The organism is Microbacterium sp. LjRoot205 (assembly GCF_056175745.1).
Map to the genome: position 1 here is coordinate 120,038 of NZ_JBGFFH010000001.1, position 26,517 is coordinate 146,554.

The following is a 26,517-nucleotide window of genomic DNA, read 5'->3' on the forward strand; positions in this document are numbered from 1 at the left end:
GAGCCGCACATGACTCTCCGAGACGACGCCGTCGCGGACGTGGCCGGGGGCACCACCGCCCCGGCCCCGTCCGCGGGCCGGTCACCGAGGGCGCGGTTACGCAACCGACTGCTGGGTGCACAGCCGATCGGCGGCCTCTTCGCCCTGCCGTATCTGGTCTTCGTGCTGGCGATCTTCGCGTTCCCGCTGGGATTCGCGGTCTACATCGCCTTCCACGACTACTTCTTCACCGCACCCAATGTCGACGTCGACCGGCCGTTCGTGGGCTTCGACAACTTCGTCACCGTGCTCACCGACCCGAGGGTGCTCGGATCGTTCCGCAACACCCTGATCTTCCTCGTCATCAACGTGCCGCTCACCGCCGTTCTCTCGCTCGTGCTCGCGGCGGCGCTGAACACCGGCATCCGCTGGGTCGCCGCCTACCGGGTGGCGTTCTACGTGCCGTATCTGACGGCCAGTGTCTCGCTCGTCGGCGTGTGGATGCTGCTGTTCTCGGGCAACGGCCTGATCAACACGATCCTCGGGCCACTCGCCCCCGATCCGTCGTGGCTGGTGAACAGCGGTCTCGCGATGCCGATGATCGCGCTGTACGTCACGTGGAAGCAGCTGGGGTTCTACATCCTGCTCTACCTCGCCGCACTCCAGAATGTGCCGAAGGAGCTCTACGAGTCGGCGGAGACCGACGGCGCGGGCGCGTTCTCGCGCTTCTGGAACGTCACCGTTCCCGGTGTGCGCAGCGCCACCACGCTCGTGCTGATCCTGTCGATCATCACCGGAGCGAACCTCTTCACCGAGCCGTACCTGCTCACGAACGGCGGCGGCCCCGACGGCGCATCCTCGACACCCGTGCTGCTCATCTACCAGCTGGGCATCCAGCAGCAGAACCCCGACACCGCGGCCGCGATCGGCATGATCCTCGTGATCCTGGTCGGCATGCTGTCGCTCGCCGCCAACCGCGCCACCAGGGAGCGATGACCATGAGACGCAAGCGTTCACTGCCCCGCATCCTGAGCGTGATCCTGCTCACGGTCGCGGCGATCGGATTCGCGTTCCCGTTCTACTTCATGCTGGTCGGGGCGTTCCAGGAGAACCCGACGAACTCGCCCGACGAGCTCTTCCCGACGAGCGGCTGGACGATCGACAACTTCCTCGCGATCGACTCCCGCATCGACCTGGTCGGCTCGCTGCTCAACTCGCTGATCTTCACGGCGGGCGTGCTGCTGGGCACCGTCGTGTTCGGACTGCTCGCCGGGTATGCGATCGCGCGGCTCGACTTCCGCGGTCGCGGAGTGATCTGGGTGCTCATGCTGCTGGTGCAGATGGTGCCGTTCCAGCTGCTCATGATCCCGCTGTACGTGCAGATCACGCGCAATTACGGGCTCGGCGACTCGTACATGGGCATGATCCTGCCGTTCCTCATCAACACGACGGCGGTGTTCATCTTCGTGCAGTTCTTCAAAGCGCTGCCCGTCGAGATCTTCGAGGCCGCCCGCATCGACGGCGCCGGCGAGATCCGCCTGCTCACCTCGGTCGCGATCCCGCTCATCAAGCCGGTGCTCGTGACCGTCGTGCTCGTCACCTTCATCGGCCCGTGGAACGAGTTCCTCTGGCCGTTCCTCATCACGAAGGACGCATCGCTGCAACCGCTCGCCGTGTCCCTCGCGAACTACATCTCGAACGTGGCGCAGTCCACGGCGAACCCCAACGGCGCGATCCTCGCCGGAGCGACCGCCTTGGCGTTCCCCGTCGTCATCCTGTTCATCGTCTTCCAGCGCTTCTTCCGGGCCACCAACCTCGGTGCGGCCGTCAAGGGCTGACCGGCCCCTCCCCAGAATCCCCGAAAGGACCCCCATGTTCACCGGAGCATCCTTCCCCCTCGGCCCGTTCACCCCCTACGAGGGCAACCCGATCCTGCGTCCGAAGGGCGACAGCTGGGAGTCGGCCAACCTCTACAACCCGGCGGCTCTCGTCGACGGCGACGAGGTGGTGCTGCTCTACCGGGCGCACGCAGACGACATCGTCTCGCACATCGGCATCGCCCGCTCGAGTGACGGCGTGAACTTCACCCGCGAGGACGCACCGATCCTCTCGCCCTCCGAGGACTACGAGCGCTACGGATGCGAGGATCCGCGCATCGCGCTGATCGACGGCACCTACTACCTGACCTACACCGGCTGGGATCGGCGCAGCGCGCAGCTGTGCCTCGCGACCTCGACCGATCTGCGCACCTGGACCAAGCACGGACCGCTGTTCGACGACTTCGACACCTTCAAGACCATGGACCCCCGCGGGTTCAACTGGTCGAAGGCCGGGGTCATCGTGCCGCAGAAGATGCACGGCAAGTGGTGGATGTACTTCGGCGAGGGCGGCATCTACTGGGCCACCAGCGACGATCTCCTCCACTGGACGCCCGGCACCCCCGACACCGAGCCGATGTACTCGCCGACCCCCGGCACGTGGGACGAGGCGCTCGTCGAGATCGGCACCTCGCCTGTCGTCACCGACAACGGGTTGCTCGTGATGCTCACGAACGGGGCGACCAGGACCGTGCACGAAGACGGTTCGGTCGACGTGGACTACCGCTGCGGCCAGATCGCGATCGATCCCGATGAGCCGACCAAGGTGCTCGCGCGGCTGCAGGAGCCGTGGCTGCGTCCGCAGACCTTCGAGGACATGCACGGGCTCGTCTCGAACGTGACCTTCGTCGAGGGACTCGTGAAGTTCCAGGGCCGGTGGTTCGCGTACTACGGGCAGTCGGACACGACCCTGGCCGTCGCCATCCACGACCCCGCCCAGCCGTGGGGCCGCGCACTGCGAGACGGCGCCGACTCGAACACGGGCGAGGAATGAGACCATGGCCATCTCCCGACGGACCTTCCTGACCGCGGCAGCCGCCACCTCGGCGCTGGCGCTCCTGCCGCTGGATTCGGCCGGGGCGCAGGCGTCGGCGTCCGCTGCCGGCCTGCCTCTCGGGTCTCCGCCTGCGGGGGCGGGTGCCGGGGCGCGACTCACGAACCTCGCGCACCTGCGCTTTCTGCTCGCGGAGGTGCCGGTCGTGGCGAGCGTCACGCACACCACGTTCGACATCGACATCTCACCGCGCGTGCTCGCGCCATGGACGTATGCCGACGCCGACGGCGCCGGGGGCTACCGGCCGGTGGGTGGCGGCACTCGCGACGCCGTGACCGGCTCTTGGACACAGGGCGCGTACAACGCGGATGACATCGCCCGAGCCGCGGTCGTGTTCCTGCGCGAATGGAAGGCGACCGGCGACGCGCAGGCTCGCGGCGAGGCACGCGATGTGCTGCGGTCGCTGGCGTTCCTGCAGACGACCAGCGGGCCGAATGCCGGCCGCGTGGTGCTGTGGCAGCAGGAGGACGGCACGCTGAATCCCAGCGCGATCCCCGTCGAGCTGCCGGATCCGTCGGACTCCGCCGAGTCGTACTGGCTGGCGCGCACGGTGTGGGCGTTCGGTGAGGGTCACGCGGCCTTCCGACGGGAGGATGCCGAGTTCGCGGCGTTCCTGCTCTCGCGGCTGCATCTGGCCCTCGATGCGCTCGGTCGCGAGTCGCTGTCGCGCGCCGGGCAGTGGGTGCGCAGCGACGGACGCGACCTCCCCGCCTGGTTGATCGCGGGTGGAGCGGATGCCACGGCCGAGGCCATGCTCGGACTCGCCGCCGCGACCGAGGCCGGAGACGCCCGAAGCCGACAGGCTCTGCAGACGTATGGAGAAGGTGTCGCGGCGATGGCCACTGATCCTGCGAAGGGCTGGCCGTTCGGCGCCGTGCTGCCCTGGACCGGGTCGCTGGGATTCTGGCACGCCTGGGGTGCGGCCGCCCCCGAGGCTCTCGCTCGCGCCGGTGCGCTGCTGCGACGTCGCGAGTGGACTGCGGCGGCCGTCGCGGATGCCGGGACCTTCACCCCGCAGGTGCTCGCCACGGGCGGTCCGCACAACGCCTGGGCGCCGTTGCCCGCGGAGGCGCAGATCGCCTACGGCGCACACGGTCGCGTCGCGGCGGCGGTGCAGGCGGCATCCGTCGGCGGAGAGGGACTGCGGGTGCTCGCAGGACTCGCCGCAGGGTGGTTCTTCGGCGCGAACACGGCGGGCATTCCGGTCTACGACCCGGCCACCGGTGTGACTTTCGACGGTGTCGAGACGGACGGCCGTGTGAATCGGAACTCCGGAGCCGAGTCCACCATCCACGGACTGCTCACGATGCTGCTGCTGGATGCGAACCGCGACATCGCCCGGATCGCGACGTCGATCACCGGGCTGTCGTCGTTCTCGGGGCTGCGAGTGATCGATGCCGAGGGCGCCCGGCTCTCGGCGGGCTGCGTGGTCGTGCGCCCCGAGGGCGGCGCCTGGACCGGCGAGGGCAACCTCTCGGGTGGCGCGTACGTGCGCGTTCCCGCGGGCGAGTCGGTCGAGTTCGATGTGACCGAGGCCGACGGCATCCTGCACGGCCTCGTCTGGAGACAGGCGGCGGATGCGGGTGACGCGGTATGGGAGGTGTTCCGCGGTCGCCGGCGTCTGTGGAGCACTCGCACGCCCGCGGGTGGCACCGGCGAGCGCGGACTCACCGAAGCCGACGGGATGCTGGTGCCGCAGCTGCTCGGTGGCGAGCTGCCCGCCGAGGCGGTGACCGTGCGATGCACGAGCACCGGCGACCTGCGGCTCGACGCCCTGGTGATCCAGCCGGCCGTCGCGAACGCGGTGTACTCGACGGCCTCCGGCTCGGCGGTGCTCTATGCGAACGGGACTCGACGAGACCAGCGGGTCGCTGCGCTCGCACGCGGTGCCGGCCGAGCCTACGAGGCGGACGGATCGCAGCGCGGCCAGGCCGTCGGCGGCGGAAAGGTGCGCGTGCGCGGCGGCGGGTTCACGATCACGCAGTGACCGGGCCCCGACGTCGGGCTACGGTTGCGGTGTGCCTGCGATCCCTGTCTATGACCAGCTGCCCGACCGCCCCGCGCCCGACAACCCGACGGGAAAGCTCGTGCTCCTGCGCCATGGCGAGACCGAGTGGTCGAAGGCCGGCCTGCACACCGGCCTCACGGACATCCCGCTCACGGCGCGGGGCGAGGACCTCGCCCGCGGTGCCGGACAGCTGGTCGCCGACTACGACTTCTCGCTCGTGCTGTCGTCGCCGCTCGAGCGCGCCCGGCGCACGGCCGCGCTCGCCGGTCTGCACGCCGAGATCGATCCGCTGCTCGTCGAGTGGGACTACGGCGGATACGAGGGCCGCACGACGAAGGACATCCGCGAGGAGCTCGGCTACGACTGGAGCGCATTCACTCACGGAGTGATCCGCGGCGCCACGCCGGGCGAGACCGTCGAGGAGGTCGCGGCCCGCGCATCCCGCGTGCTCACCCGGGTTCTGCCGAAGCTGACCGAGGGTGATGTGGCGCTGGTCGCGCACGGGCACTTCCTCCGCATCCTCACCGCGGTCTATCTGCGCCTCGCGCCGCGCTTCGGCGCTCAGATCACGCTGGACGCCGGATCGGTGTCGGTGCTGAGCTTCTACCGCGAGCAGCCGGCGATCCTGACCTGGAACTACGGCCTCGAGCTGCCTCTCGCGCCGTCGGAGTCCTGACACCGAAGACTCATCGCTGCAGGGTGCGATCTGCGGTCACGAAGAACGCATTCTGCTCCGGGAGCGAACCGGAATCGCGCTTCGGCGTGTCTTCACCGGGTGCTGCGGACGACGTACCTCTCGTCCTCCGTAGGACCGCCCCAGTATGCGTCGTCTTCCAGCAGCCGAAGTTCCACGTCACTGTGGACCTGCTCCACGAGCCGGACGCACTCGGCAGCAGGTAGCCCCACGCCGTTGCTCCACAACCCCTCGACCAGGATCAGCACGCCGCCCGGCACGAGCAACTCGCTCCATTTCGCCAGAGCTGCAGAAGGGTCGGGCATCGCCCACAACACGTGTCGACAGAGAACCGCATCGAAGGTCGCGGCCGGCAGTGGCGGCACCGCCGCATCCGCCACGGTGAAGATCGGCCGCGGGTCGACCTGCGCGGTCTTCTCACGAGCTCGTCGGACCATCTCCGGAGAGAAGTCGACGCCATGAAGGAGGTGCTGACCTTCGACGGCGAGGAGAGTCGAGAGCGTGCCAGTGCCGCATCCGAGGTCGGCGACGCGGCGTCCCGGCGGCCCGATCATCGGAAGCAGGAGATCGGCCCAGGCACGGCGGACACCGGGGTCTCGAAGACCGTGGTCCGGGGCTTCGTCGAACGTCTCGGCCTCCCGGTTCCACAGCGCCCTCATGTCGTCGGCCATCGCTCAGCTCATCCGCTGCAGCGACAGCGCGTGGACCGTGGGGGCGCCCTCGAGAGCGAGGGCGAATCGAATCCCTATGCGAGCATTCGTGACGTCGAAGGCGATCGTCTCGTTCGCGCACACGACCGGCTCTGCCGGGTCTCCCTCGTCCAGCTCGCTGGTCACGAGAGTGATGGTGCCGTCACCTCTGCAGGCGAACTGAGCCTGGTACGACCCCGACGGGAGTGACGTGAAGGACGTCACGTCGTGGGCCGAACTGTTCTCGCTCATCCACCCGGAGAAGCCGAAGACGTATCCGTCGGCGTCTCCGCCGGGAACGGCAGTCTTCGCCCAGTCGGCGATCTCCTCGACCGGCACCGGGAGCAGCGCTTCATCCGCCTCGGCGTCCGGAGTCGGGGTCGGCGTGGGGCTCGACGCCGAGGCGGAGGGCGACGGGGACCCCTCGCCCGACCCTGAGGGTTCGCCACTGCATCCGGCGAGCGCGACGCCCGCCATCAGGATCAGTCCCACTGCTGCCGCTCTTGTCGTAGACATCCCTTCACGCTACGTGCACGTGTGCAGGATGCAACCCGCGCGGCCGACACGCCATTCTTTTGAATTACTCAAAAGAGACGCTAGAGTCGAGGCATGGAGACAGAACTCGACTCGGCACTTCGCGGTGCCGGGCTGCGTGCGACCGCGGGCCGCGTCGCCGTTCTCGAGGCTCTGGAATCCATGGCCCACACGGATGCGGAGCGGGTCTTCCGCGCCGTCTCCGAGGTGCTTCCGACGACGTCGATCCAGTCGGTGCACAACATCCTCGCGGACCTGACGACGGCGGGTCTGATCCGCCGGATCGAACCGGCAGGCTCCGCGGCGCTCTATGAACGGCGCATCGACGACAACCATCACCACATCGTGTGCACCCAGTGCGGTGCGATCGGCGATGTGGACTGCGTCGTCGGCGAAGCGCCGTGCCTCACCCCGTCTTCGGCGGGGGGATTCACCGTCCAGACAGCCGAAGTGACCTTCTGGGGCCTGTGCCCCAGTTGCCAGAACGCCGCGCAGTAGCATCCGACGTCCGATCCCGGGCACCCGGGGTGATCGTCGTCCCTGTGCGCAGAAGGAGAAGAACATGACCGACCCATCGACCACCACCCAGACGGGCACTCCCGTCGCGAGCGACGCCCACTCGCTCACCGTCGGAGCAGACGGACCCACGGTCCTGCACGACCGCTACCTCGTCGAGAAGCTCGCGTCGTTCAACCGCGAGCGTGTGCCGGAGCGCAACCCGCACGCCAAGGGCGGCGGAGCCTTCGGAACCTTCACCGTGACCGAGGATGTGTCGGCCTACACCCGTGCCGCAGCCTTCCAGCCCGGCGCTCAGAGCGAGACGCTGCTGCGCTTCTCGTCGGTCGCCGGCGAGCAGGGTTCGCCCGACACCTGGCGCGACGTGCGCGGCTTCGCGCTGCGCTTCTACACGCCCGAGGGCAACCTCGACATCGTCGGCAACAACACCCCGACCTTCTTCCTGCGCGACGCCATGAAGTTCCCCGACTTCATCCACTCGCAGAAGCGTCTCGGCGACTCGGGTCTGCGCGACGCCGACATGCAGTGGGACTTCTGGACCCTCTCTCCCGAGTCCGCCCACCAGGTCACGTACCTGATGGGAGACCGTGGCCTGCCGCGCAGCTGGCGCCACATGAACGGCTACGGCTCGCACACCTACCAGTGGGTCAACGCCGCAGGCGAGTGCTTCTGGGTGCAGTACCACTTCCTGTCGAAGCAGGGCGTCGAGGCGATGAGCGCCGAAGAGGCCGAGAAGCTCGCAGGATCGGATGCCGACTACTACCGTCGCGACCTGTTCGACGCGATCGCGAGCGGCGACGCCCCCTCCTGGGATGTCTACGTGCAGGTCATGCCCTACGACGAGGGCAAGACCTACCGCTTCAACCCGTTCGACCTGACGAAGACCTGGTCGAAGAAGGACTACCCGCGCATCAAGGTCGGCACGTTCACGCTCGACCGCAACCCGCAGAACTTCTTCGCCGAGATCGAGCAGGCCGCCTTCTCGCCCGGCAACCAGGTTCCCGGCACCGGCATCTCGCCCGACAAGATGCTCATGGCTCGGGTGTTCGCCTACTCCGACGCACAGCGCTACCGCATCGGCGCGAACTACAACCAGCTTCCGGTCAACCAGCCGCATGCGGCCGAGGTGCGCAACTACATGCACGAAGGCCAGATGCAGTACAAGTTCAACCCGGCCGAGCACCGCGTCTACACGCCGAACTCGTACGGCCCCGCCGGCGGACCGACGGCCGACCCTGCCGCGGGTGTCGAGGCGAGCTGGGAGTCGGACGGCGAGCTGATCCGCGCCGCGGCGACTCTGCACCTCGACGACGACGACTTCGGTCAGGCTGGCACGCTGTACCGCACGGTCTTCGACGACGAGCAGCGCGCGCGCTTCCTCGACACGCTGACCGGTCAGGGACAGGCCATCACGATCGACGCGATCCGCGAGCGCTTCTTCCAGTACTGGACGAACGTCGACGGCTCGCTCGGCGAGGCCCTGCGCGCTCGCTTCTGAGCCGGAGCTGCTGACGACCGAGACCCACCGTTCCCTCGGGGCCGGTGGGTCTCGGCGTCTCCGGGCATCGCAGGAGGAGGACAATGGATGCCGTGGCTGTTCCTCTCTCCGACCTGACCAACATGCCCGAACCCCAGCAGGTGTACGCCGCTGACGGCACTCGCCTCGCGACGTACACATGGGGCGAGATCGATGCGCCGGTGGTGGTGATCGTGCACGGCTTCGCGTCGAGCGCCCGCGACACCTGGGTGCTCACGGGCTGGGTGCGCGAACTCACCAAGGCCGGATACCGCGTGCTGGCGCTCGACCAGCGGGGCCATGGCCTCAGTCAGAAGCCGCATCAGGCCGACGCGTACGGCATCCGCACCCTCGCGACCGACGTCGAGACGGTCATGGACGCATACCTCGTCGATGAAGCCGTCTACGTCGGATACTCGCTCGGCGCGCGGGTCGGCTGGGAGGTCGTGCGTGATCTTCCGCATCGCATCGGTCGTGCCGTGCTCGGCGGCGTGCCCGACGGCATCCCTCTCGCCCGGCTCGATCTCGATCAGGTGCGCGCGTACCTGGCGGACGGCACGCCCGTGTCGGATGCGACGACGCAGAACTACATCACGCTGACCGAGCGCGTGCCGGGCAACGACCTCGAAGCCCTGGTGGCACTGGCGGAGGGGATGCGGTCGTCACGGACGATCGACCCCGATCCGTCGAACGCCCCCTCGAGCCCGATCCTGTTCGCGACGGGCTCGAAGGACGCGATCATCGAAGGCTCGCGCGCGCTCGCATCCGCAGCCCCTCAGGGGCGGTTCTTCGAGATCCCGGATCGTAACCACTTCAACGCTCCGGGGTCCCGCGCGTTCAAGGAAGCAGCGCTGGCGTTCCTGTCGGAGGGCTGACCGCAGGCACGAGAAGAGCCCTCCGTCACGAGGTGACGAAGGGCTCTCGGGGTGACGGTCAGACCGTCGCGTTCTCTTCGCGCTTCGGCAGCACCCATCCCGCACGCGGGAAGTGGCAGGTGTAGCCGTTGGGGTACTTGATCAGGTAGTCCTGGTGCTCTTCCTCCGCCTGCCAGAACGGGCCCGCGGGCTCGATCGTGGTCACGGCCTTGCCCGGCCAGAGGCCTGAGGCGTCGACGTCGGCGATGGTGTCGCGGGCGACGGCCTCCTGCTCGGGGCTGAGCGGGAAGATCGCCGAGCGGTAGCTCGAGCCGACATCGTTGCCCTGACGGTCCTTCGTCGACGGGTCGTGGATCTGGAAGAAGAACGCGAGGATGTCGCGGTACGTCGTCTTGGTGGGGTCGAAGACGATCTCCACAGCCTCGGCGTGACCCGGGTGGTTGCGGTAGGTGGCGTGGTCGTTGCTGCCGCCGGTGTAGCCGACACGGGTGTCGAGCACGCCGGGCTGGCGGCGGATCAGGTCTTCCATGCCCCAGAAGCAGCCGCCCGCCAGCAGGGCGGTCTCGGCTCCGGGGGTGCGGGTGATGGTTCCGGTGTCGGTCATGACTGCTCCTCAGAGGTGGGGGTGGTGGGGAAGAGGTGACGGTAGCGACCGTACCCCTCATCTTCCAGGCTGTCAGCCGGGATGAAGCGCAGGGCGGCGGAGTTCATGCAGTATCGGAGCCCTCCTGCATCGCGGGGTCCGTCGTCGAAGACGTGCCCCAGGTGGCTGTCGGCGCCGGTGGAACGCGCCTCGGTGCGCGTCATCCAGAGCTTGCGGTCGGTGCGCGTGGTCACGGCATCGGCCTCGATGGGCTTGGTGAAGCTCGGCCATCCGGTTCCGCTGTCGAACTTGTCGGTCGACGCGAAGAGCGGCTGGCCCGAGACGACGTCGACGTAGATGCCGTCGTCGTGGTTGTTCCAATACGCGTTGCGGAAGGGCGGCTCGGTGGCATCCTCCTGCGTCACCTCGTACTGCAGGTGCGTGAGGTCGCTGACCGCCGCGGGGTTCTTACGGTACTCGTTCGACATGATCTGACTCCTTGTCCGACGCGGCTGGCTGCAGCGTCTTAGAGGAGAACCAGGCGGGCGCCTGTTTTGGTCCCGCAGGACTGTGAGCGGGCTGTGAGTTTGAAAGGAGTCGATAGAGTTGCTCAGCCACACACACCACAGGGAGACGCACATGTCGGTTGGACTGCTCGCCGTCGTCGATGACATCCTCAGCGCGGCGATGAAGGCCTCGGCGAAAGCCGCGGGCGTCGTGATCGACGATGCCGCGGTGACCCCGCAGTACGTGCAGGGCATCACGCCGGCGCGCGAGCTGCCTGTGGTCGCGAAGATCGCGCTCGGTTCGCTGGTCAACAAGTTCGTGATCATCATCCCGATCGCGCTGGTGCTCACCGCCTTCGCGCCGTGGGTGCTGCCGTACCTGCTGATCCTCGGCGGTGCCTATCTGTGCTTCGAAGGCGCCGAGAAGGTGCTCGAGTGGTTCGGCGTGCAGCACGGTCACGCCGATGAAGGCGCCCGCGACGAGAAGAAGCTGGTGCTCGGCGCCGTGCGCACCGACCTGATCCTCTCGACCGAGATCATGCTGATCTCGCTGGCGAACCTCGAGGCCGGTCTCGACATCTGGACGACCCTCGCGATCCTCGCGGTGATCGCCCTGCTCATGACGGGCGTCGTCTACGGCGCCGTGGCCCTGCTCGTGAAGATCGATGACATCGGTCTGAAGATGGCCAAGAACCCGGTCGCACGCGTCCGCCACACGGGAATGCGGATCGTGCGCTCGATGCCGGCGGTCTTCCGCTTCATCAGCATCCTCGGCACCGTGGCGATGCTGTGGGTCGGTGGCCACCTGCTGCTCGTGAACCTGGGCGAGGTGGGCGTGCACTTCGGCGAGGACATCCTGCATGCCATCGAGCACGCGCTCGAGCCCCTCGGCGCTGTCATCGTCTGGATCGGCGACACCCTCTTCTCGGCCATTGCCGGCCTCATCACGGGTCTGATCATCGTCGGGATCATCCTGGGGATCGGCCGCCTGATCGGCAAGAAGCCGAACTTCCACGAGGGCGAGGAATCGCCCGCCGACGTGCACGTCTGAACCGCGCACCACGGAATCGACGTCAGGCAGCGATGTCATAGCGGGCCCGGCCCCCGAGGCGCGGAGTCCTCGCGAGATCGATGCTTCGCGGCGGGATCAGCCATACCCGTGCCGCGGCTCCGATTCCCTCGATGCGGATATCCCACCCGTTGTCGTGGATGCGATGGTGACACGACTCGCACAGCAGTACGCCGTTGCTCATGTCGGTGGGTCCGGTGTCTCGCTGCCACCACCTGATGTGGTGCGCCTTGGTCATCTGCGGAGGGAGACCGCACATGGCGCAGCCGCCGTCTCGCTCGACGAGTGCCAATCGCTGCGCCCGGGTGAACAACCGCTTCTCGCGCCCCCAGTCGAGGATCTCCCCCGCTGATCCGAGAACCACCGGGATGATGCCGCCACCCGCAGCCATGCGACGGCAGGTGCTGACGCTCACGGGCTGGTCGCTGCCGTCGATCGTCGCGCTGCCCTCGCCCGACATGAGCTGGTCGAGGTTCACGCGCACCACCACTGTCGCACCCGATGCGGGCATCCCGCCGTTGTCGCAGGCGATCGCGTGCTCGCAGATGGCGGTCAACGCATCGGCCTGGATCATCGCGACCGAACGGCGATCGGCATCCGGCGCGTCAGGGTCTGTCGCGGTGATCCGCGACTGAAACGACGCCGCCACGTAGGCCTGTATCGCGGCCTTGATCGGCGCCCCCGAGGCGATGTCGGTCTGCAGCACGAGGTGAAGCGAGCCGTCGCGCTCGAACATCGTCAGGGAACGGCGGTCGCGGGCCTCTCGCTCTCTGGGTGCGACGCCGTCTGGGTCGAGCCAGGCTTCGGCACGGGCCACCAGCTTGCCGACGTCGGCGAGGGAGATCCCCGCTGCCCTGCCGACGAGGAGACGCTCGGCCTCTTCGACCCGAGCCGACCCCACCTTGAGTCGGATCCGCTCGAGCAGGCTGACGATGAGCGCGGCGGCCGCGACGGAGATCTCCCCTGCGGCGAGCGCCGACGCCAGCGCCGGATACCGCGCGGGCAGGACCTCACCCAACAGATTCGTCCGCGGCGCCGCTGCCTGCCCCACCGCGATGAGTCGTTTGGCGTCGCCGGCCGACCCACCCGTGTGCGCGGCGATCATCGCCGCAGCACTCCGGTATCCATGCTGCTTCGCGAACCCGTCAGGGCCGAGTTCCGACCGCGACTCGTGCGCGATCGTCGCCGCGAGCTCGGCGTGGAGCCCGTCGAGGCATCGCTGCGCCTGGCTCACCGCACGATGCGCGTCGAGCAGCTCGATGCGCGAGAGCTCCGCCGACTCCTCGGCGTCACCCCAGACGTCGCCGAGGCGCTCGAAGGCCTCGAGAAGCGGCATCAGGCGGGATGAGGGCATGTCTCCATTTTAGAACAGATGTTCGAATATCGAGCGAGATGCCGGAATCCGCTGGAGCAGGAGATCGAGCTCATGAAGGCAGGTGGTCGTCACCCCGCAGCCACTCATCGAACGTGATCCGACCCTGCAGAGCATCCGCCCCTCCGCGCAGCGACCCCGACGCCAGCCCTCGCCCGTAGGCGCCGGGCAGCCGCACCCCCAGCACCCGCCGGCGCACTCCGTCGAACGCCAGCTGCCTCCGCGCCACATCCGCGAGAACCTCGTTTCTCGGCCCGACCAGGTCGGACGCACGCCCGGCCGGCGCGCCCTCGGCGACACGCACCAGATGCTCCCCGACCTCGCGCGCAGCCACCGGCCGCATGAGCAGCTTCGGCAGCACCGCCACCGGGCCGGACATCCTCGACAGCAGCTGTCCGGCGAACTCGTGGAACTGACCGGCCCTCGCGATCGTGAACGGCACCGACCCTGCAGCCACCGCGCGTTCCTGCGCCAGCTTGCCCGCGTAGTACGAGGCGTCGATGCCATCGATCCCCACGATCGACAGAGCGACGTGGTGCGTGACACCCGCTCGCGACTCCGCGGCCAGCAGATTGCGGGTCGCCGTCTCGAAGAACTTCACGGCCTTCGCAGCCGAGAGCGTGGTCGTGTTCGTGACGTCGATGACGGCATCCGCCCCCTGCATCCGCTCGTCCAGTCCGGCGCCGGTGAGCACATCGGCTCCGGACGACCGCGACAGCACCACCACCTCGTGACCGGCCGCCCGCGCCGCCTCCACGGCGTGCCGACCGACGACCCCTGTTCCTCCTGCGACCGCGATCCTCATCCGATTCCCTCTCCGCTCCGGGGCGCACGTCCACGCCTCCTGCATCAGATGACGAATCAGCATCCGAGAACGTGAGGCCTCACAGTCCACCCTGCTCCGTCGTCATATCCTGCGAAAGCACACTCGCACCCGCATCCGAAAGGCACCCCATGGATGACGACCTCGACGACGTCTTCCGCGAGCGGCGACGCCTGCTCGCCCTCGGATACCGGATGACCGGCACTCTGGCGGATGCCGAGGATGTCGTGCAGGAGACCTACCTGCGCTGGTACCGGCTCACCGAAGCTGAGCGCGAGACCATCGCGAACCCCGCCGGCTGGCTCACCACCGTCGCGGGACGCGTCGCCCTCGACCTTCTGGGTTCCGCCCGCCACAGGCGCGAGCAGTACGTCGGACCGTGGCTGCCCGAACCCGTTCCGGCCGAGCTCTTCGCCGGAGCGATCGGATCGCGCACGGCCTCGACGCCCGAAGATCCTCTCGATCGCATCACTCTCGACGACGACGTCTCGACCGCGCTGCTGGTCGTGCTCGAGGCGATGACTCCCGCCGAGCGCGTCGCCTTCGTGCTGCACGACGTCTTCGCCGTGCCGTTCGACGAGATCGCCGAGGCCGTGGGGCGATCTTCCGCGGCGGTGCGGCAGCTCGCGTCATCCGCTCGTCGTCACGTGCGCGAGAACCGGGCGACCGCCGTGCCCCGCGCCGAGCACGACCGCGTGGTGCGGGCCTTCCAGCAGGCGACGCGCACGGGCGAGGTCGCCCCGCTGCTGAAGTTCCTGGCACCGGACGTCGAACTGCGCAGCGACGGAGGCGGCGTGGTCAGCGCCGCCCGCAATGTCGTGAGCGGCGCTGACAACGTCGCGCGCTTCCTGCTCGGGATCGCGGCCAAGAACCCGCACTTCACCGCCGAGGAGAAGCACTTCGGCGACGGTCTCGGCCTGGTGTTCCGCGACGGAGAGAACGTGCATTCGGTCATGAACGTGCACGTCGAGGCGGGTGTGATCACCCAGCTGTGGATCGTGCTCAACCCCGCCAAGCTCACCTACTGGAACTCGTCGCAGTGAGGCGAAGCGGGTGCCCGAGAGCCCCCGCCCCGGCATCCTGCTACCGTCGTGCAGTGCGCACCCGAGCGCAGATGCAGGAGAAGCCGATGAGCGACCCCCAGATCCGGGATGCCGAGACCGCCGACCTCGAAGCGATCACGGCGATCCACAACGATGCGGTGCTGAACACCACCGCGATCTGGAATGAAGAGGCGGTCACGGTCGAAGACCGCGCCGCCTGGCTCGCGGAGCGCACAGGCCGCGGCTATCCCGTCATCGTCGCGGTCGACGAGACCGGCGTGCTCGGGTATGCGACCTTCGGCGACTGGCGCCCGCACAGCGGATATCGGCACACCGTCGAGCACTCGGTGTACGTCCGCGACGGCCAGCGGGGTCGCGGCATCGGCAAGGCGCTGATGATCGAGCTCATCCACCGCGCCCGCAGCCTCGGCAAGCACGTGATGGTCGCCGCGATCGAGAGCAGCAACACGGGGTCGATCATCATGCACAAGCGCCTCGACTTCATGCAGGTCGGGCGCATGCCGCAGGTCGGCACCAAGTTCGATCGCTGGCTCGACCTCACGTTCCTGCAGCTGGTGCTCGACCAGCGGCCCTTCCCCGACGAGACGAAGTGAACGTCTTCCTCTGGCTGGTCGACGCCTTCAACTCGCAGTGGATGCTGCCCGGCGGCCAGGTGCTGCTCGTGCGCGAGGTGGTCGGCAACGCATTCGGCCTCGCCAGCGCACTCGGCGGCATGCAGCGCAAGATCTGGGCGTGGCCGGTCGGCATCGTCGGCAACCTGCTGCTGCTCACCGTCTTCCTCGGATCCATCCTCAATCCCGATCATGAGCTGCCGCACCTGCTCGGCCAGGCCGGTCGTCAGGTCATGTTCATCATCGTGGCGATCTACGGGTGGGTGCGCTGGCGACAGGCCTCGTCGTCGGGTGGTCGCGTCACGCCCCGGTGGGCACCGAACAGCGCGCGCATCGGCCTGGTGCTCGTGATGGTGATCGGCACGATCGCCCTCACTCCCCTGTTCCGCGCCCTCGGCTCGTGGGAGCCGGTGTGGGCCGACGCGTGGACCTTCGTCGGATCCCTGCTCGCCACCTACGGCATGGCCAAGGGGTGGACGGAGTTCTGGCTGATCTGGATCGCCGTCGACGTCGTGGGCGTGCCGCTGCTGTTCAGCTCAGGCTTCTACGCGACCGGACTCATGTACGTGTTCTACGGCGTCTTCACCGCGGTCGGATTCGTCGTCTGGTGCCGAGCGCAGGCGAACGCCAAACCGCAGGTCGAGACGATCATGCCCGATCCGCGTCCGATCACCTCCACCACGAAGACAGTCGACGGCGACCGGGGCTGACCCGGCCGGACTCGACCGACGAATGTGTCGCCCCGTGTCGCGGGGGCTGACACGGGGCGCCTCCGCGGGTTTTGCTTGACCCCATGACCCGTCAGATCCGCTTCAACGCCTTCGACATGAACTGCGTCGCCCACCAGTCGTCCGGTCTGTGGCGACACCCGGACGACCGCTCGCGCCAGTACAACACCATCTCGTACTGGACGGATCTTGCGAAGCTGCTCGAGAGCGCGACCTTCGACGGCATCTTCATCGCCGACGTGCTCGGCACCTACGACGTCTACGGCGGCACCAACGAGGCGGCGATCCGCAACGGCGCACAGGTTCCCGTGAACGACCCGATCCTGCTCGTGAGCGCGATGGCGGCGGTCACCGAGCACCTCGGCTTCGGCATCACCGCCGGCACCGCCTTCGAGCACCCCTATCCGTTCGCACGGCGTCTGAGCACGCTCGACCACCTGACCAACGGACGCGTCGGCTGGAACGTCGTCACCGGGTACCTGCCCAGCGCCGCCCGCAACATGGGCCAGCACGATCAGCTCGCGCACGACGACCGCTACGACCACGCCGACGAGTACGTCGAGGTGCTCTACAAGCTGTGGGAGGGATCGTGGGAAGACGACGCCGTCGTCGAAGACCGCGAGCACGGCATCTTCACCGACCCGACGAAGGTGCACCCGATCGGCCACGAGGGAAAGCACTTCAGCGTTCCCGGCATCCACATCTCCGAGCCGTCGCCGCAGCGCACCCCGGTCATCTACCAGGCCGGAGCCAGCCCTCGCGGCGTGCGCTTCGCATCGGAGAACGCCGAGGCGATCTTCGTCGCCGCGCCCTCGAAGGAGGTGCTCGCCGGCACCGTGAAGCGCATCCGCGATGCGCTGGAGGACGCCGGTCGCGACCGCTACGACGCGAAGATCTACACGCTGCTCACCGTCATCACGGGGGCCACGAGCGCGGATGCCGCGGCGAAGCACGCCGAATACCTGTCCTACGCGAGCCCCGAGGGCGCGCTGACCTTCATGTCGGGCTGGATGGGCGTCGACCTCTCGCAGTATGCCGAGGACGAGCCCGTCGGCAACGTCGAGTCCAACGCGATCCAGTCGGTGCTGCAGCATCTCAAGGAGGAGGCCGACCTCGGACGCGAGTGGACCGTCGGCGACTTCGGCCGCCACAACGCGATCGGCGGCCTCGGGCCGACGATCGTGGGCTCTGGCGTCGAGATCGCCGACGAACTGCAGTCGTGGGTCGAGGAGACCGACATCGACGGATTCAACCTCGCCTACGCGGTCACGCCCGGCACCTGGCAGGACGTCATCGAGCACGTCATCCCCGTGCTGCGCGAGCGCGGCGTCTACCCGAACGAGTACACGCCGGGAACTCTGCGCAACAAGCTGCAGGGCAAGGGCGACCGCGTGCAGGACACGCATCGCGCAGCCCGCTACCGGGTCGGAGCGAACGCCACCGTCGCCTGATCAGCGCCGGGTGGTGACCAGAGGCCGCGGTCAGTCTGCCTTCGAGCTGAACATCCCGCGCAGCACCAGGAACACCACGACCGCGACGACGGCGACGATCGCGAGCTTCGCGATGAACCACAGGATCGAGAAGAGCGCGCTGACGATCCACCAGGCGATCACGACGGCGAGGACGACGCCGATGATGGTCCAGAGCGAGTTCTTGTTCATGCATCCAGCCTAGGCGGCGCGGGCGCATCACAGATCCGGATGCTGCGGCGTCAGTACTCATGGAGGCGCATCCCGCGCCCCATGAGCGAAGGAGACGACGTGTCGCACGTCAACATCGGCAAGGTCTACGCAGCCCCGTATCAGGCGATGCTGGAGTTCAACGCCCAGGCGGTCGCCGCAGCCGAGGATGCCGGACTCTCGCCGTTGCTCGTCGAACTGGTCAAGGTGCGGGCGTCGCAGCTCAACGGCTGCGCCTTCTGCCTCAGGATGCACTGCGCCGATGCCGTCAAGGCCGGGGAGACGGCCGACCGGCTGGCCGTGCTCGCGGGATGGTGGGAGTCGCAGTACTTCTCGGCCGAGGAGCAGGCCGCCCTGCAGATCGCCGAGAACGTGACGATGATCGGCGACCACGGCCGCCTGGCGGATCGCGGAGTCGACGTCGAGGGCGTGCTGACTGAGAAGCAGATCGCCGCCGTGACCTGGCTCGCCGTGGTCATCAACAGCTGGAACCGCATCGCGATCAGCAGCCACTACCCCGTGCACGCCTGATCGAGCGACCGCGAGCGAAGGGACGGGAAGGCGGATGCGACGGCATCCGCCCTCCCGTCCCTTCCGCATCGGATGTGTCGCCGTCAAGACCCTTCTCGAGAAGGGGATCGGGGGCGAGACTTCGAGCATGTCTGCACCGGCTCTCACTCCGTCCGCCCTTCACGGCATCGCCGCCCGCGGCCCGCTCAGCGATGGCATCATCCGCCGACTGACCGGCGAAGACGCCGACGACCTCGGCGCCCGCGCCGAGACCGCGCTCGCCACCAGCGACGATGTCGTGCGCGACGACGACATCCAACTCGCGCTCTTCGTGCTGTACGCCTCGTCGTACGGATCTCTGTCCGAGCTCGATCCCGCCCTCGAGTGGGACCCGGCGCTGATCGCCACGCGAGGACTCCTCGAGCACGCCTTCGAGCGGGCGCTGCGGGCGACCGTGCCGACCCCGGAACTGCCCGAGCCGACCGTGGACGCCGTCGGACGAGCCCTGTTCGCTCTCGCCGAGGCCGACACCGGACCGAGCCTCTCTCGTTACGTCGCGAAGAAGGCCACGGACGAGCAGATGCACGAGTTCTTCATGCAGCGCTCGATCTACACGCTGCGTGAGGCGGACCCGCACTCGTGGGCGATCCCCCGCCTGACCGGTCGGCCCAAGGCGGCGCTCGTCGAGATCCAGTCGGACGAGTACGGCGGAGGGCGCCCCGACCGTGTGCACGCGACGATCTTCGCTCGCGCGATGCGCGGCGCCGGCCTTGACGACACCTATGGCGCCTACGTCGACGACGTGCCGGCGATCACGCTCGCGTCGCTCAACATGATGTCGATGTTCGGCCTCAACCGCCGGCTCGTCGGAGCGATCGTCGGCCATCTGGCCGCGTTCGAGATGACCTCGTCGATCCCCAACCGGTTCTACGCCGACGGGCTGCGACGGCTCGGCTTCGCCGAGGACGTGACCGACTACTTCGACGAGCACGTCGAGGCGGATGCCGTGCACGAGCAGATCGCCGCGCGTGACCTCGCGGGCGGGCTGGCCGAGGACCGCCCCGACCTGCTGCCCGACATCATGTTCGGCGCCGCAGCCTGCCTCACCGTCGACGGATGGGCGGCGGGACACATGCTCGACTCCTGGACTCGCGGCGAATCCTCGCTGCGAGAGCGGGACGCGCGATGAGCGGGGCGCAGGATGCCGTCACGATCACGGCGTACCCCGACGGTCCGCTGCTGGTGCGCGGAGCAGCGGTGCTCGAGACCTCCGACGGCGAGCCGATCGAGGTGACGCGCCGCACGGTGGCGCTGTGCCGTTGCGGTCTCTCGACGATCAAGCCGTTCTGCGACGGCACGCACAAGGCCGCCGGGTTCCGCACCGACGCCTGATCTCGATGATGCCGGTCGGTCGTGGTCGGCGCACGTCGATCGTGGTCAGTGCCCGACCGCCGGCAGGCAGCCGCCGTCCATGATGACGCCGCCGATCTCGACCGTGAGAGTATCTGCCGAGACTTCGCCGAAGATGCATCCGCCCTCAGGTGCAGCCGCGCCGAAGGCCACCGCGCGTTCATCGCCCAGCGTCTGGACGCCCGCGAGGCCCGCCGCGGCGAACACCTCCTCGACCGCGTTCACCGACAGGTCCCCTGAGGCACGGTGCGTCTCGAGCCCGGTGCGGACGGCAGCCGCGGGCTCCTCGGCGGCTGCCCGGCTCTCCTCCGAGAGATCGACCCGGTCGCGATAGCGCTCGTTCTGCGCCATCGCGTGATCGGGGTCGTACGGCGCGCAGTCCGGAGGCAGGTCTACGCCTTCGATCTGCGGGCACGCGGCCGTAGGGGTGGGACTCGGGGATGCGGACGGCGATCCGTCAGGCGCGCCTGTGGTCGCCGTCGCACACCCTGCGAGCATCATGGTCGTCGCGACGACGAGAAGAAGACGTGCACCTCTCGACCTGTCCCCCCGGATTCCGGTCATGCCCTCATGCAACCACACGGGACGGACAGTGCCAACCGGTGTGCGTTACGTGGGCGACCATCGCCTGCGCCTCGGAAGGAGCACTGCGCCACGGGAGGAGTCTCAGCGGCATTCTCTCCTCCCGTAGGAGAGTTCTCCTCCCGAGGGCGCACGAGGGAGAGCCCGAGGGCGCACGAGGGAGAGCCCGAGTGCGCGCGCTGATGCGCGACTGAGCCTCATCTGACCCGCTTCAGCGCGGATTCAGCGTGCGCCCGCCACACTGGAGGAATGCGGATCCTGGTGGTTGACGACGAGGTGCGTCTTGCCGACGCCGTGCGCCGGGGTCTCGAGGCGGAGGGCTTCGCGGTCGACGTCGCGAACAACGGCGTCGACGGGCTGTGGCGTGCGCGTGAGACGCGGTACGACGCGATCGTGCTCGACCTGATGATGCCCGGCATGAGCGGGTGGAAGGTGTGCGAGGCGCTGCGCGCCGAGGAGAACTGGACGCCCGTGCTCATGCTCACCGCCAAGGACGGCGAGTGGGACCAGGTCGAGGCTCTGGAGACGGGCGCAGACGACTACGTGACCAAGCCGTTCTCCTTCGCGATCCTCGTGGCTCGCCTCCGTGCTCTCGTGCGCCGCGGCGCTGTCGCGCGCCCTGCGGTGCTCGAAGCCGGAGACCTCAAGCTCGACCCGTCGTCGCACCACGTCTGGCGCGGCGAGACCCAGGTCACGTTGACCGCGCGCGAGTTCGCCGTGCTCGAGCACCTCATGCGGCACCGCGGTCAGGTGCTGTCGAAGCGCGCGCTGATCGAGGGGGTCTGGGACGACGACTTCGACGGCGACCCGAACATCGTCGAGGTCTACGTCGGTCACCTGCGCCGCAAGCTCGACAAGCCCTTCGGGCGCGAGGCGATCGAGACGATCCGCGGCGCCGGCTATCGATTGGCGGCTGACGGTGGCTAGCCGCGCGTTCCGATCGGTGCGTGCCAGGACGACTCTCGGCGCGACCCTCGTCGTGGCCGTCGCGCTGCTGATCGGGGCGTTCTCGTTCTACGGCATCCTGAGCTCCAGCATCCACGCCAGCGCCGAGCGCGCCGCCGAGCAGCGACTCGACGAACTCGCCGAGCGCTTCGACGGTCCCGGCGGCGGCCCGGGCGGCGAGCGCGGGGTCGACTCCCTCGACGACGAGATCGTGCAGATCATCGGTAAGGACGGCGCGGTCAGGGCCGCCAGCGAGGACGCCCGCGACGAGCTCGGCTCCACCGCGCTCCCCCTCGCCGACCAGGCACGCACCACGACGATCGGCGGCGAGCCGATGCTCGTCGTCTCCGACGACCTCGAGAACGACGAGACGCTCGTGCTCGCCGTCTCGATCGAAGACGGTGTCGAGACGCTGTCGACGGTCGCCGTGCTGCTCACGGTCGCCGTGCCGCTGCTTCTGCTGCTCGTCGCCGTCACCACCTGGCTCGTCGTCGGCCGGGCGCTGCGGCCGGTCACCCGCATCCGCGAGGAGGTCGACGGCATCACCGCCGAGCACCTGCACCGACGCGTCGAGGTGCCGCCGTCATCCGACGAGATCGCCGCACTCGCGACCACCATGAACCGGATGCTCGATCGCCTCGACTCGTCGGCCACCGCCCAGCGCCGCTTCGTCTCGGATGCCTCGCACGAGCTGCGCTCACCGCTCGCGACGATCCGTCAGCACGCCGAGCTCGCACAGGCACACCCGGCCACCACGAGCATCGGCGAGCTGGCCGAGGTCGTCTCAGACGAGGGGCTCCGACTGCAGGGCATCGTCGAGTCGCTGCTGCTGCTCGCCCGGCTCGACGAGGGCGGCGGCACGCACGACGAGGCCGTCGACCTCGACGACTTGGCCCTGGGCGAAGTGCGACGCCTGAGGTCGCGAGGGGTCGAGGTCGACGGGTCGGGCATCCGTGCGGCCCGCGTCGCCGGGGATCCTCGGCTTCTCGGCCAGCTGCTGCGCAACCTCGCCGACAACGCCGTCAGGCACAGTGCCGGCCGCGTGGCGATCAGCGTGATCCCGCAGGACGCCTGGGTGTTCGTGACCGTCGAGGACGACGGCGCAGGAGTGCCCGCCGACGAGCGCGAGCGCATCTTCGAGCGCTTCGTGCGGCTCGACGAGGCGCGCAGCCGGGATGCCGGCGGCAGCGGTCTCGGCCTCGCGATCGTGCAGGGCATCGCCGCGGCCAGCGGCGGGACGGTCTCGGTCGACGCCTCGCGCTGGGGCGGCGCCCGCTTCGTGGTGACCCTGCCCCTCTCGGACTGACATCCTCTCGGCATCCGGTCCGTCTGCAGGGACCCGGCACCTCTCGGCATCCGGCCCGTCTGCAGGTCCCGGCATTTCCCGGCACCCGGCCCGTCTGCAGGACCGAAGCACGGATGCGGGACCAGACACCTGTTCTCGTCCTGCATTCGTGCCCGGATCCTGCAAACGGTACGAGGAAACCCCGGTCCGCGGCCCCGGCCGTTCGGTCGCTGGTTCCTGAAGAGGTCTTCAGGAGGCTTCAGGGTGGCTTCAGCACCGCCGGGAGAGCATCGAGACATGAACGACAAGAACTCGACCCCCGACCAGACGCCCGAGAACCTCCCCGTGAACTCGACTCCGCCCGCGCCCCCCGCTCCGCCCGCGCCGACTCCGGCCCACGACGCCGAGACCGTGCCCGTCGCACCGCTCGCCGCTGACACCGGCGCTCCGGCATCCGTTCCCGCAGCCCCCGCGAAGCGTGGTCGCAAGCGTGCCCTTCTCATCGGCGGTGGAATCGCGGCCGCGGTGGTTCTCGCCGGCGGCGGCGTGGCCATCGGAGCAGCGATCGGCGACGAGTTCGGCGACGACGACGACCGCCCCTCGGTCTCCGACGGTCCCCGTGGCGACGCCGACGACGACGGCGGACAGCCGGGCGACGACCGAAACGACCGCGACGACGACGGAGAGCAGGGCGCACCCCAGGGCGGGGGCCCGGTGACCGGCATCGGCACCGACTCCGCCGACGAGCTCGTGGAGATCGCGGATGCCGCCCGCGGCGCAGCCGAAGGCGACGTCACGTCCATCGACGCGAAGCGCGACGGCACCTGGGAGGTGCAGCTGACCACGGCGAACGGCAGCGAGACCGAGGTGCGGGTGGATGCCGGCCTCGCCGCCACCGTCGTCTCGACCGAGCAGGACGACGATGACTCCGCCCCCACCCACACCCTCGACGAGTCGGCCATCCGCGCACTCGTCGATGCCGCGCTGGCCGAGGCCGACGGCATGATCACCGACCTCGACGCCGACAACGACGAGGTCAGCCCCTACGACGCGTCGGTGCTCACGACCGACCGCCGCTCGATCGACATCGACTTCAGCGCCGACTTCGCCGTCGTCGGCACCGACATCGACGACTGAGCACCCCGCGTCGTTCCTCGAGCCGCCGGCCCCACGGGGTCGGCGGCTCGACGCATCTCCGACGAGTTCGGCACTTTCGCATCATGATCCGTTCACCGCGCGGTCTCTGTAGGTGGGTACGGTCTCGATCGCAGACCGAAGATGCTGTCGTCAGGGGAATCCATGCCGGTCACGGTGCACACGTACATCTACACACCCGCGCGGGCGGACTCCGTCGTGCGGGTTCTGCGGCAGCTCACGACAGAGCTCAAGCGCGTCGAGTGGCGAGTCTCCGATCATCGTTCCGTGGCATTCAGCACACGACGGACGCTGTTCGGGGGACCCGCCGACGTGAGGGTCGTGGCGACTCCGTTGGCTGAGGGAGGATCGGACGTGCGGATCGCACTGCAGGCGCCGACCCGTCGCCGGACGACCACGAAGGCGGCCGACCGGCTCAGCGAGCGGATCCAGCGGGCGCTCGGCTGACCGCGAGCCGCGGCGCGGTGCTGCGGCTACCATTTCAGTCATGACGAATTCCGGCCGCATCGACGATGTCTCCATCGGCGGCGAGATGATCCGCCTCGGGCAGTTCCTGAAGTACTCGGGTCTGCTCGACTCGGGTGGCGACGCCAAAGAGGTCGTGATCGACGGTTTCGTGAAGGTCAACGACGAGGTCGATCGTCGCCGGGGCCGTCAGCTGCACGACGGCGACCTGGTCACCTTCGAGGGCCGCACCGTTCGCGTGCGCCCCTGACGCCGGCAGCGATCGCCGTCACCGCCGCGTCGCGTAGCGGAGGAACATCACCCCGCTGCTGAAGCGCTTGTCGTCGAGCAGTTCGAGATCGACGTGCACGTCGCCGGGGAAGAACGGCTTGCCGCCCCCGACGATCCCCGGACCGATGAACAGGCCGAACTCGTCGACCAGGCCCGCGCGGATCGCCTCGGCCGCGAGCGTCGGCCCGTCGACGGAGAGGTCGCTGTCTGATTCGGCTTTCCAGCGCTCGATGGTCTCGGGGTCGAACGTGCGCTCGAGCCGCGTGCGCTCGCTCGACACCTCGGCGAGTGTCTTCGAGAAGACGACCTTGTCGGCCGCCTGCCAGACCCGTGCGTAGTCGATGCCGACCTGCGGCTGATCGGGCTCGAGGTGGGCGGTCTCCCAATAGACCATCGTCTCGTACATGCGCCGCCCGTAGAGATAGGTGCCGACGTCGGCGAACTGCCTGTTGATGAAGTCGTGCAGCTCCTCATCGAGCGCCCAGTCGAATCCTCCGTGGGGCCCGCTGACATATCCGTCGAGCGACGTGATCATGGAGTAGATGAGTCGGCCCATGCGGCGAGGCTACTCCGCGCGCCGGGGGTTGGTCGACCCCCCTCGCTGCCGCCCTCTCGGGAGGAGATATGCCCTTCGGGAGGAGCAATCCTGCGAAGCTCTCCTCCCGAAGAGCAGTTCTCCTCCCCCAGCGACAGCGACGACGGCCCCCGGCTTCGCCCTTAGCGACCTGAGTCCGCAGACGCAAGGCGCTGGCCGAGATCCCGACCTCGGCGCACGCTGGAGACATACCCCCAGACCAGCGACCGAGAGGACACCCCATGTCTCGCGACCAGTACACCTTCGTCAACCCGGCCGAGCTCTATTCCGACATCGAGCCCGAGAAGCAGCACATGCCCGAACCAGGGCTCGACGCCGACCTCGCTCCGAAGGCCGACCTCGGCGAGGAGAGCTACCGCGGCACCGGCCGTCTCACCGGCCGCAAGGCTCTCATCACCGGCGGCGACTCGGGCATCGGGGCGGCGACCGCGATCGCCTTCGCCCGTGAAGGCGCCGACGTCGCGCTCTCGTACCTTCCGGAAGAGGAGGAGGATGCTGCGCGGATCGCCGACATCCTTCGCGACGCGGGCGCCACCGTCGCGCAGATCCCCGGCGACCTGCGCGACCCCGAGTACTGCCGCACGCTCGTCTCAGAAGCGGTCGATGCGCTCGGCGGTCTCGACATCCTCGTCAACAACGGCGGCAAGCAGGTCTACCAGGAGTCTCTGACCGACATCACCGACGAGCAGTTCGACGACACCTTCAAGACCAACGTCTACGCGATGTTCTGGATCACGAAGGCCGCGCTGCCGCACCTCCCCGCCGGATCGACCATCATCAACACCACGTCGATCCAGGCGTACTCGCCGTCGGGGATCCTCGTCGACTATGCGTCGACCAAGGCCACGATCAACGCCTTCACCAAGGGCCTCGCCGACCAGCTCGCACCGAAGGGCATCCGCGTGAACGCCGTGGCACCCGGGCCGATCTGGACCCCGCTGCAGCCCAGCGACGGACAGCCGCAGGAGAAGCTGCCGGAGTTCGGTGAGGACACGCCTCTCGGCCGCATGGGTCAGCCGGCCGAGCTGGCACCCGCCTACGTGTTCCTCGCCTCGGCCGAGTCGAGCTACGTCGCCGGCGAGACGCTCAACGTCAACGGCGGCATGCCCACGCCGTGACCCGC

31 protein-coding genes are annotated in these 26,517 nt (G+C 68.6%); 22 read left to right on the top strand and 9 right to left on the bottom strand.

Annotation, left to right across the window (positions count from 1 at the left end; all coding sequences use genetic code 11):
* Window positions 1–9 precede the first annotated feature (9 nt).
* The 5 genes from AC04ME_RS00640 to AC04ME_RS00660 are packed head-to-tail and all read left to right on the top strand — an operon-like array spanning window position 10 to window position 5,594.
* The gene (locus tag AC04ME_RS00640; RefSeq protein WP_042540441.1) at window positions 10–975 is read left to right on the top strand and encodes a carbohydrate ABC transporter permease; all 966 of its coding nucleotides are present in this window, start codon (window positions 10–12) and stop codon (window positions 973–975) included.
* 2 nt (window positions 976–977) lie between these two features.
* Complete coding sequence (locus AC04ME_RS00645; protein WP_475433049.1) at window positions 978–1,817, top strand: carbohydrate ABC transporter permease; 840 nt, start codon at window positions 978–980, stop codon at window positions 1,815–1,817.
* Between the two features lie 34 nt (window positions 1,818–1,851).
* Entirely contained in the window at window positions 1,852–2,850 is a 999-nt protein-coding gene (locus AC04ME_RS00650; RefSeq protein WP_079113809.1) for a glycoside hydrolase family 130 protein, read from the top strand.
* Window positions 2,851–2,854: 4 nt separating this feature from the next.
* Window positions 2,855–4,897 carry a hypothetical protein gene (locus tag AC04ME_RS00655; RefSeq protein ID WP_475433051.1) on the top strand — a complete coding sequence of 681 codons (2,043 nt, stop codon included), beginning with the start codon at window positions 2,855–2,857 and terminating at the stop codon, window positions 4,895–4,897.
* A gap of 40 nt (window positions 4,898–4,937) precedes the next feature.
* Window positions 4,938–5,594: a histidine phosphatase family protein gene (locus AC04ME_RS00660; protein ID WP_475433978.1), complete on the top strand. Its 657-nt coding sequence runs from the start codon at window positions 4,938–4,940 to the stop codon at window positions 5,592–5,594.
* Between the two features lie 92 nt (window positions 5,595–5,686).
* Here the strand turns inward: AC04ME_RS00660 and AC04ME_RS00665 are convergent, their stop codons facing one another.
* Both AC04ME_RS00665 and AC04ME_RS00670 read right to left on the bottom strand, forming a co-directional pair.
* Window positions 5,687–6,283 (bottom strand): class I SAM-dependent methyltransferase, encoded by a 597-nt coding sequence (locus AC04ME_RS00665; protein WP_475433053.1) that lies wholly within the window; start codon window positions 6,281–6,283, stop codon window positions 5,687–5,689.
* A gap of 3 nt (window positions 6,284–6,286) precedes the next feature.
* Entirely contained in the window at window positions 6,287–6,817 is a 531-nt protein-coding gene (locus AC04ME_RS00670; RefSeq protein ID WP_475433054.1) for a hypothetical protein, read from the bottom strand.
* 93 nt (window positions 6,818–6,910) lie between these two features.
* On the opposite strand from AC04ME_RS00670, the gene AC04ME_RS00675 reads away from it, so the two are divergent.
* From AC04ME_RS00675 to AC04ME_RS00685, 3 genes are all read left to right on the top strand, one after another.
* Complete coding sequence (locus AC04ME_RS00675) at window positions 6,911–7,333, top strand: Fur family transcriptional regulator (RefSeq protein ID WP_042540432.1); 423 nt, start codon at window positions 6,911–6,913, stop codon at window positions 7,331–7,333.
* 64 nt (window positions 7,334–7,397) lie between these two features.
* On the top strand, window positions 7,398–8,849 hold the full coding sequence (locus tag AC04ME_RS00680; RefSeq protein WP_475433055.1) for a catalase: 1,452 nt from the start codon (window positions 7,398–7,400) through the stop codon (window positions 8,847–8,849).
* A gap of 83 nt (window positions 8,850–8,932) precedes the next feature.
* On the top strand, window positions 8,933–9,742 hold the full coding sequence (locus AC04ME_RS00685; protein WP_475433057.1) for an alpha/beta fold hydrolase: 810 nt from the start codon (window positions 8,933–8,935) through the stop codon (window positions 9,740–9,742).
* 58 nt (window positions 9,743–9,800) lie between these two features.
* On the opposite strand, the gene msrA is transcribed toward AC04ME_RS00685, so the two are convergent.
* The gene (gene msrA / locus AC04ME_RS00690) at window positions 9,801–10,346 is read right to left on the bottom strand and encodes a peptide-methionine (S)-S-oxide reductase MsrA (RefSeq protein ID WP_042540426.1); all 546 of its coding nucleotides are present in this window, start codon (window positions 10,344–10,346) and stop codon (window positions 9,801–9,803) included.
* A complete protein-coding gene (gene msrB, locus AC04ME_RS00695) occupies window positions 10,343–10,813 on the bottom strand; it encodes a peptide-methionine (R)-S-oxide reductase MsrB (RefSeq protein ID WP_042540424.1) in 471 nt (156 codons plus the stop codon). Before msrB ends, msrA begins: the two co-directional genes overlap by 4 nt.
* 151 nt (window positions 10,814–10,964) lie before the next feature.
* On the opposite strand from msrB, the gene AC04ME_RS00700 reads away from it, so the two are divergent.
* Window positions 10,965–11,882 (top strand): DUF808 domain-containing protein, encoded by a 918-nt coding sequence (locus AC04ME_RS00700; RefSeq protein ID WP_475433060.1) that lies wholly within the window; start codon window positions 10,965–10,967, stop codon window positions 11,880–11,882.
* 22 nt (window positions 11,883–11,904) lie between these two features.
* On the opposite strand, the gene AC04ME_RS00705 is transcribed toward AC04ME_RS00700, so the two are convergent.
* Window positions 11,905–13,254: an HNH endonuclease gene (locus AC04ME_RS00705; protein ID WP_475433062.1), complete on the bottom strand. Its 1,350-nt coding sequence runs from the start codon at window positions 13,252–13,254 to the stop codon at window positions 11,905–11,907.
* 70 nt (window positions 13,255–13,324) lie between these two features.
* On the bottom strand, window positions 13,325–14,077 hold the full coding sequence (locus AC04ME_RS00710; RefSeq protein ID WP_475433064.1) for an SDR family oxidoreductase: 753 nt from the start codon (window positions 14,075–14,077) through the stop codon (window positions 13,325–13,327).
* A gap of 149 nt (window positions 14,078–14,226) precedes the next feature.
* On the opposite strand from AC04ME_RS00710, the gene sigJ reads away from it, so the two are divergent.
* The 4 genes from sigJ to AC04ME_RS00730 all read left to right on the top strand — a co-directional run bounded on the left by sigJ (window position 14,227) and on the right by AC04ME_RS00730 (window position 17,949).
* Window positions 14,227–15,138, top strand: a complete 912-nt coding sequence (gene sigJ, locus AC04ME_RS00715) for an RNA polymerase sigma factor SigJ (RefSeq protein ID WP_455903869.1) — start codon at window positions 14,227–14,229, stop codon at window positions 15,136–15,138.
* Window positions 15,139–15,224: 86 nt separating this feature from the next.
* On the top strand, window positions 15,225–15,752 hold the full coding sequence (locus AC04ME_RS00720; RefSeq protein WP_042540414.1) for a GNAT family N-acetyltransferase: 528 nt from the start codon (window positions 15,225–15,227) through the stop codon (window positions 15,750–15,752).
* Window positions 15,753–15,793: 41 nt separating this feature from the next.
* Window positions 15,794–16,480, top strand: a complete 687-nt coding sequence (gene pnuC / locus AC04ME_RS00725) for a nicotinamide riboside transporter PnuC (RefSeq protein ID WP_376708839.1) — start codon at window positions 15,794–15,796, stop codon at window positions 16,478–16,480.
* An 83-nt stretch (window positions 16,481–16,563) separates the two neighbouring features.
* Window positions 16,564–17,949, top strand: coding sequence for an LLM class flavin-dependent oxidoreductase (locus AC04ME_RS00730; RefSeq protein ID WP_475433066.1), 1,386 nt, complete (start codon window positions 16,564–16,566; stop codon window positions 17,947–17,949).
* A 30-nt stretch (window positions 17,950–17,979) separates the two neighbouring features.
* Here the strand turns inward: AC04ME_RS00730 and AC04ME_RS00735 are convergent, their stop codons facing one another.
* A complete protein-coding gene (locus AC04ME_RS00735; RefSeq protein ID WP_042541496.1) occupies window positions 17,980–18,159 on the bottom strand; it encodes a hypothetical protein in 180 nt (59 codons plus the stop codon).
* A 99-nt stretch (window positions 18,160–18,258) separates the two neighbouring features.
* On the opposite strand from AC04ME_RS00735, the gene AC04ME_RS00740 reads away from it, so the two are divergent.
* From AC04ME_RS00740 to AC04ME_RS00750, 3 genes are all read left to right on the top strand, one after another.
* Window positions 18,259–18,708 carry a carboxymuconolactone decarboxylase family protein gene (locus tag AC04ME_RS00740; protein ID WP_309692241.1) on the top strand — a complete coding sequence of 150 codons (450 nt, stop codon included), beginning with the start codon at window positions 18,259–18,261 and terminating at the stop codon, window positions 18,706–18,708.
* Between the two features lie 127 nt (window positions 18,709–18,835).
* Entirely contained in the window at window positions 18,836–19,876 is a 1,041-nt protein-coding gene (locus tag AC04ME_RS00745; RefSeq protein ID WP_475433069.1) for an iron-containing redox enzyme family protein, read from the top strand.
* Window positions 19,873–20,079 carry a CDGSH iron-sulfur domain-containing protein gene (locus AC04ME_RS00750; RefSeq protein ID WP_056374892.1) on the top strand — a complete coding sequence of 69 codons (207 nt, stop codon included), beginning with the start codon at window positions 19,873–19,875 and terminating at the stop codon, window positions 20,077–20,079. Before AC04ME_RS00745 ends, AC04ME_RS00750 begins: the two co-directional genes overlap by 4 nt.
* 45 nt (window positions 20,080–20,124) lie before the next feature.
* Here AC04ME_RS00750 and AC04ME_RS00755 read toward each other — a convergent pair whose 3' ends face one another.
* Window positions 20,125–20,448 (bottom strand): hypothetical protein, encoded by a 324-nt coding sequence (locus AC04ME_RS00755; protein ID WP_475433071.1) that lies wholly within the window; start codon window positions 20,446–20,448, stop codon window positions 20,125–20,127.
* 480 nt (window positions 20,449–20,928) lie between these two features.
* Here AC04ME_RS00755 and AC04ME_RS00760 point away from each other — a divergent pair, with 480 nt between their 5' ends.
* From AC04ME_RS00760 to AC04ME_RS00780, 5 genes are all read left to right on the top strand, one after another.
* On the top strand, window positions 20,929–21,606 hold the full coding sequence (locus tag AC04ME_RS00760; RefSeq protein WP_042541499.1) for a response regulator transcription factor: 678 nt from the start codon (window positions 20,929–20,931) through the stop codon (window positions 21,604–21,606).
* Entirely contained in the window at window positions 21,599–22,930 is a 1,332-nt protein-coding gene (locus tag AC04ME_RS00765; RefSeq protein WP_475433073.1) for a sensor histidine kinase, read from the top strand. The genes AC04ME_RS00760 and AC04ME_RS00765 overlap by 8 nt, the downstream gene beginning before the upstream one ends.
* A gap of 276 nt (window positions 22,931–23,206) precedes the next feature.
* On the top strand, window positions 23,207–24,046 hold the full coding sequence (locus AC04ME_RS00770; protein ID WP_475433075.1) for a PepSY domain-containing protein: 840 nt from the start codon (window positions 23,207–23,209) through the stop codon (window positions 24,044–24,046).
* Window positions 24,047–24,208: 162 nt separating this feature from the next.
* Window positions 24,209–24,511 (top strand): hypothetical protein, encoded by a 303-nt coding sequence (locus AC04ME_RS00775; protein ID WP_475433077.1) that lies wholly within the window; start codon window positions 24,209–24,211, stop codon window positions 24,509–24,511.
* A gap of 40 nt (window positions 24,512–24,551) precedes the next feature.
* Entirely contained in the window at window positions 24,552–24,779 is a 228-nt protein-coding gene (locus AC04ME_RS00780; protein WP_042541504.1) for an RNA-binding S4 domain-containing protein, read from the top strand.
* Window positions 24,780–24,797: 18 nt separating this feature from the next.
* On the opposite strand, the gene AC04ME_RS00785 is transcribed toward AC04ME_RS00780, so the two are convergent.
* The gene (locus AC04ME_RS00785) at window positions 24,798–25,355 is read right to left on the bottom strand and encodes a dihydrofolate reductase family protein (RefSeq protein WP_079113816.1); all 558 of its coding nucleotides are present in this window, start codon (window positions 25,353–25,355) and stop codon (window positions 24,798–24,800) included.
* 260 nt (window positions 25,356–25,615) lie between these two features.
* Between AC04ME_RS00785 and AC04ME_RS00790 the strand changes: the two genes are divergently transcribed.
* Window positions 25,616–26,512, top strand: coding sequence for an SDR family oxidoreductase (locus tag AC04ME_RS00790; protein ID WP_475433079.1), 897 nt, complete (start codon window positions 25,616–25,618; stop codon window positions 26,510–26,512).
* Window positions 26,513–26,517: the final 5 nt, after the last annotated feature.